Here is a 3,740-nt window from a genome sequence, read left to right on the forward strand (position 1 = left end):
CGGACAGGGGCAGGTTTACCAGAATGGCGCCGAACCCCATGGGCAGCAGCAGGGTTGGCTCCATGTCCTTTTTGATGGCAAGGTAGATCAGACAGCCGCCGATCACCCACATGACCACCTGCTGCCAGGTAATGTTGGTCACATTTGAAAAAAGCTCCAGCATAAAAATCCTCCTTTTTTGAGGCAGTATCCCCAGAGCTATCCGGGATGCCGCCCTGCAGCAGCGCAAAAGAAAAGACCTTTACCGAATGCCGGAGCAGTGCCGCAGCTGCTGTGCGGTACTGTGCCGAGAAATCCGATAAAAGTCTTACTGTTTCAGTCAGAAGCGGGCTTCGTGCCGGATTGCCGAAGCCGTGTATTGACGCCAAAGACACGGGCAGATGCCCGCCAGTTACTCCCTTTTATGCGTGTTGCTACTATATCAAAAGTATTATAGCATATCGTGCTGCATTTTTCAACCCCGGCAACGAAAAAATTGTACTATCACACTTTTGAGGGCATGCTCTTGACAAAGGGCGAAAAAGGGCGTATAATGACACTGTTGCCGCAGAGTATGCGGTGTATTCTGAAATCAAATGCAAAATAGGGGAGCTGGACAAGATTCGGCTGAGAGGAAGTATGCTTCGACCCGACCTGATGCGGATAATGCCGCCGTAGGGATTTTTTGCTTTTCTCATGAAACAGAAAGCAGAATGTATCGGGAAAGGCAGATACATTCTGCTTTTTTATTTTGCAGGAAAGAGGAAGCTATGATGTATCATACACAGATGGAAGCTGCGAAAGCAGGGGTCATCACCGAAGCCATGGAAATTGTGGCGAAGAAGGAACGCATGGAGCCGGAAAAGCTCCGGGAGTTGGTTGCGAAGGGCTGGGTTGCCATTCCCGCAAACGTCAACCACAAATCCCTGTCTCCGGAGGGCATTGGTACCGGCATGCGCACCAAGATTAATGTGAATCTGGGCATTTCCGGAGACTGCAAGGATTATGACGCTGAGATGGAGAAGGTGAAAATGTCCATTCGCTACGGGGCGGAGGCCATCATGGATCTGTCCAACTACGGCAAGACCAACACCTTCCGCAAGAAGCTGATTGAGATGTCGCCTGCCATGATTGGCACGGTGCCTATGTACGATGCCATCGGCTATCTGGAAAAGGATCTGTTGGAAATCAAGGCGGAGGATTTCTTAAAGGTGGTGGAGGCGCACGCCAAAGAAGGCGTGGACTTTATGACCATCCACGCCGGCATCAACCGGCGCTGCGTGGAAGCTCTGAAACGGGACAAGCGGACGATGAATATCGTATCCCGGGGCGGCTCCCTGCTGTTTGCCTGGATGGAAATGACTGGAAATGAGAATCCCTTCTATGAGCATTTTGATGAGGTGCTGGATATTTTATATAAGTATGATGTGACCGTCAGCCTGGGTGACGCACTGCGTCCCGGCTGCATTGATGATTCCAGCGACGCAGGGCAGATCTCCGAGCTGATCGAGCTGGGTGCTCTGACCAAGCGGGCATGGGACAGAAACGTTCAGGTCATGATTGAGGGGCCGGGGCATATGGCGATCAATGAAATTGCCGCCAATATGCAGCTGGAAAAGCGGATTTGCCACAATGCCCCCTTCTATGTGCTTGGGCCGGTGGTGACCGATATTTTCCCGGGGTATGACCACATTACCGCTGCCATCGGCGGTGCCATTGCTGCCTCCAGCGGTGCAGATTTCCTGTGTTATGTGACACCGGCAGAGCATCTTCGGCTGCCGGATGTAAACGATGTGCGGGAGGGCATTATGGCCACCAAGATCGCTGCCCATGCGGCGGATATTGCAAAGGGTATCCCCGGCGCAAGAGAGCAGGACGATCTGATGGCGCAGGCACGGCACAAGCTGGACTGGGAGGAAATGTTCAAGATCGCAGCGGACGGGGAAAAGGCACGTCGCTACTTTGAATCCATTCCGCCCCAGGATCGGCATTCCTGCTCCATGTGCGGCAAGATGTGCGCTGTCCGTACCACCAACATGATCCTGGAGGGCAAGAAGGTCACATTCTGCTCTGAAAAGTAAGGCAACGCTACGCAATTTTTGTGCGGTGTTGCCGTAAGAGCAGCAACTGAATGCCGGGCATCATCCTGCCCGGCCCGTCAAAGGGGGAGCGCCCTGGGGCGGTAAGCTATGCGAGGGAGCCTGTGGAACAGGCTGAGAGGGTATTGAAGCGATGCTTCCATTACCGACCGTCAAAGGGGATTCCTCTGTGCATAGCTTGGGCTTGTACAGTGGAATCCGAAAATCTGTACAAGAAGGATGAGAAACATGAAAACAACACACAAAAGCAATCTGATGAAACTGGTTATGCTGGCAATGCTGGTGGCCATCGGCGTGGTGATCTCCCCGATTCTCCGGGTGGAGGGCATGTGCCCCATGGCGCACTTTATCAACATTGTCTGCGCCGTGCTGCTAGGTCCCTGGTATTCCCTGCTGTGCGCCGTGCTGATTGGCATCATCCGCATGACCTTTATGGCCATTCCGCCGCTGGCACTGACCGGTGCGGTTTTCGGCGCATTCCTGTCCGGCATGTTCTACCGGCTGTCCAAGGGGAAACTGATCGCCGCCTTTCTGGGTGAGGTGTTCGGCACCGGCATCATCGGGGCTATTGTGTCCTATCCGGTGATGACCTATCTGGTGGGCAGAACCGGGCTGACCTGGTTTTTCTACGTGCCCTCCTTCATCAGCGGCACCCTGATCGGGGGCAGTCTTGCCTTTGTGTTCCTGCGGGCACTGGCGAAAAACGGACAGCTTGCCCGGTTTCAGACCGCTTTGGGCAGTGTGTCCTACGCAGTCTCCTCCGATGTGTGGAGCAATGCGGTTGGCATTGCGGCACTGGGACTGATCGGCTATCTGGCATCGGTGGTTCTGCTGAAAATGCTGCTGAAGCTGTCCGGCACCTGGGTGACCGTTGTGCCCTATGCGCTGGTGGGTGCGGCATTGCTGGCGGCTGTCATTTATCTGATCCGGAACCGGAGTCAGCTGCGGCAGCAGGCATAAGGGAGGCTTTTCATGAAGAAGCGGATTTGCATGCTGCTGGAGCAGCTCCGGCAGAAGCAGCCTCTGGTACATTGCATCACCAACCCTATTTCCATCAACGATTGCGCCAATGCTCTGCTGGCGGTTGGAGCAAGACCCATGATGGCGGAGCATCCCCGGGAGGTGGCGGGTATCACCGCCCATGCCGGGGCGCTGCTGCTGAATCTGGGAAACATTACGGATGTGCGGATGGAGTCCATGCAGCTGGCAGGGCGGACAGCCATGCAGGCAAAGGTACCGGTGATCCTGGATCTGGTTGGGGTGGCATGCTCCGATTTGCGGCGGGAATTCGCCCTGCATTTGCTGGAGCAGATGCATCCGACGGTGCTTCGGGGAAACCGAACTGAGATCCGTGCCATGCAGGAGCAGATTCATGCGGATGGCGTGGACGTGTCCCGGGAGGATGCAGCAGATACGGGAGCGTATCTCAATGCCGCCCGGCAACTTGCCGCTCGGTATGACACGGTGGTGCTGACCAGCGGCGCTGCGGATGATGTGACTGATGGACAGAAGCATGTGCGTGTGCTGGGAGGCACGGAGCTGCTTTCCCATGTGACCGGCACCGGTTGTATGCAGGGGGCTTTGATCGCCGCTTACCTGGCGGTGGGTGCGCCCCTGGAGGCGGCAGTGTGCGGTGCAGCCGTGTTGGACGCTGCCGCTTCC

The 3,740-nt window shown here is 55.7% G+C and carries 3 protein-coding genes, 1 pseudogene and 1 riboswitch (1 of these 5 cut by a window edge); of the genes and pseudogenes, 3 read left to right on the plus strand and 1 reads right to left on the minus strand.

What is annotated here, in order from left to right; genetic code table 11:
• Nucleotides 1-163, minus strand: the start of a protein-coding gene (locus tag QVO51_RS05885) for a sodium ion-translocating decarboxylase subunit beta (protein ID WP_022357621.1). 989 nt of this gene lie to the left of the window's left edge; 163 of the gene's 1,152 nt are visible here — the first part of the coding sequence; it begins with the start codon at nucleotides 161-163; the stop codon falls past the left edge of the window.
• A gap of 411 nt (nucleotides 164-574) precedes the next feature.
• Nucleotides 575-677: riboswitch (TPP riboswitch) on the plus strand.
• 72 nt (nucleotides 678-749) lie between these two features.
• On the opposite strand from QVO51_RS05885, the gene thiC reads away from it, so the two are divergent.
• The 3 genes and pseudogenes from thiC to thiM form a co-directional block, all read left to right on the plus strand.
• A complete protein-coding gene (thiC, locus tag QVO51_RS05890; protein ID WP_022357622.1) occupies nucleotides 750-2,060 on the plus strand; it encodes a phosphomethylpyrimidine synthase ThiC in 1,311 nt (436 codons plus the stop codon).
• Between the two features lie 246 nt (nucleotides 2,061-2,306).
• Nucleotides 2,307-2,828, plus strand: a pseudogene (thiW, locus tag QVO51_RS05895) (energy coupling factor transporter S component ThiW); the annotation flags it as partial.
• 222 nt (nucleotides 2,829-3,050) lie between these two features.
• Nucleotides 3,051-3,740: hydroxyethylthiazole kinase (gene thiM, locus QVO51_RS05900; RefSeq protein WP_288167916.1), on the plus strand; the 690-nt coding region annotated here is incomplete at its 3' end.

Source organism: Ruminococcus sp. CAG:379 (assembly GCF_000434255.1).
Classification (GTDB): Bacteria; Bacillota; Clostridia; order Oscillospirales; family Ruminococcaceae; genus Ruminococcus_F; species Ruminococcus_F champanellensis.

Excerpts from the sequence above, each read along its gene's own strand:
- thiC (WP_022357622.1), top strand. The coding sequence starts at position 750 with ATGATGTATCATACACAGATGGAAGCTGCGAAAGCAGGGGTCATCACC.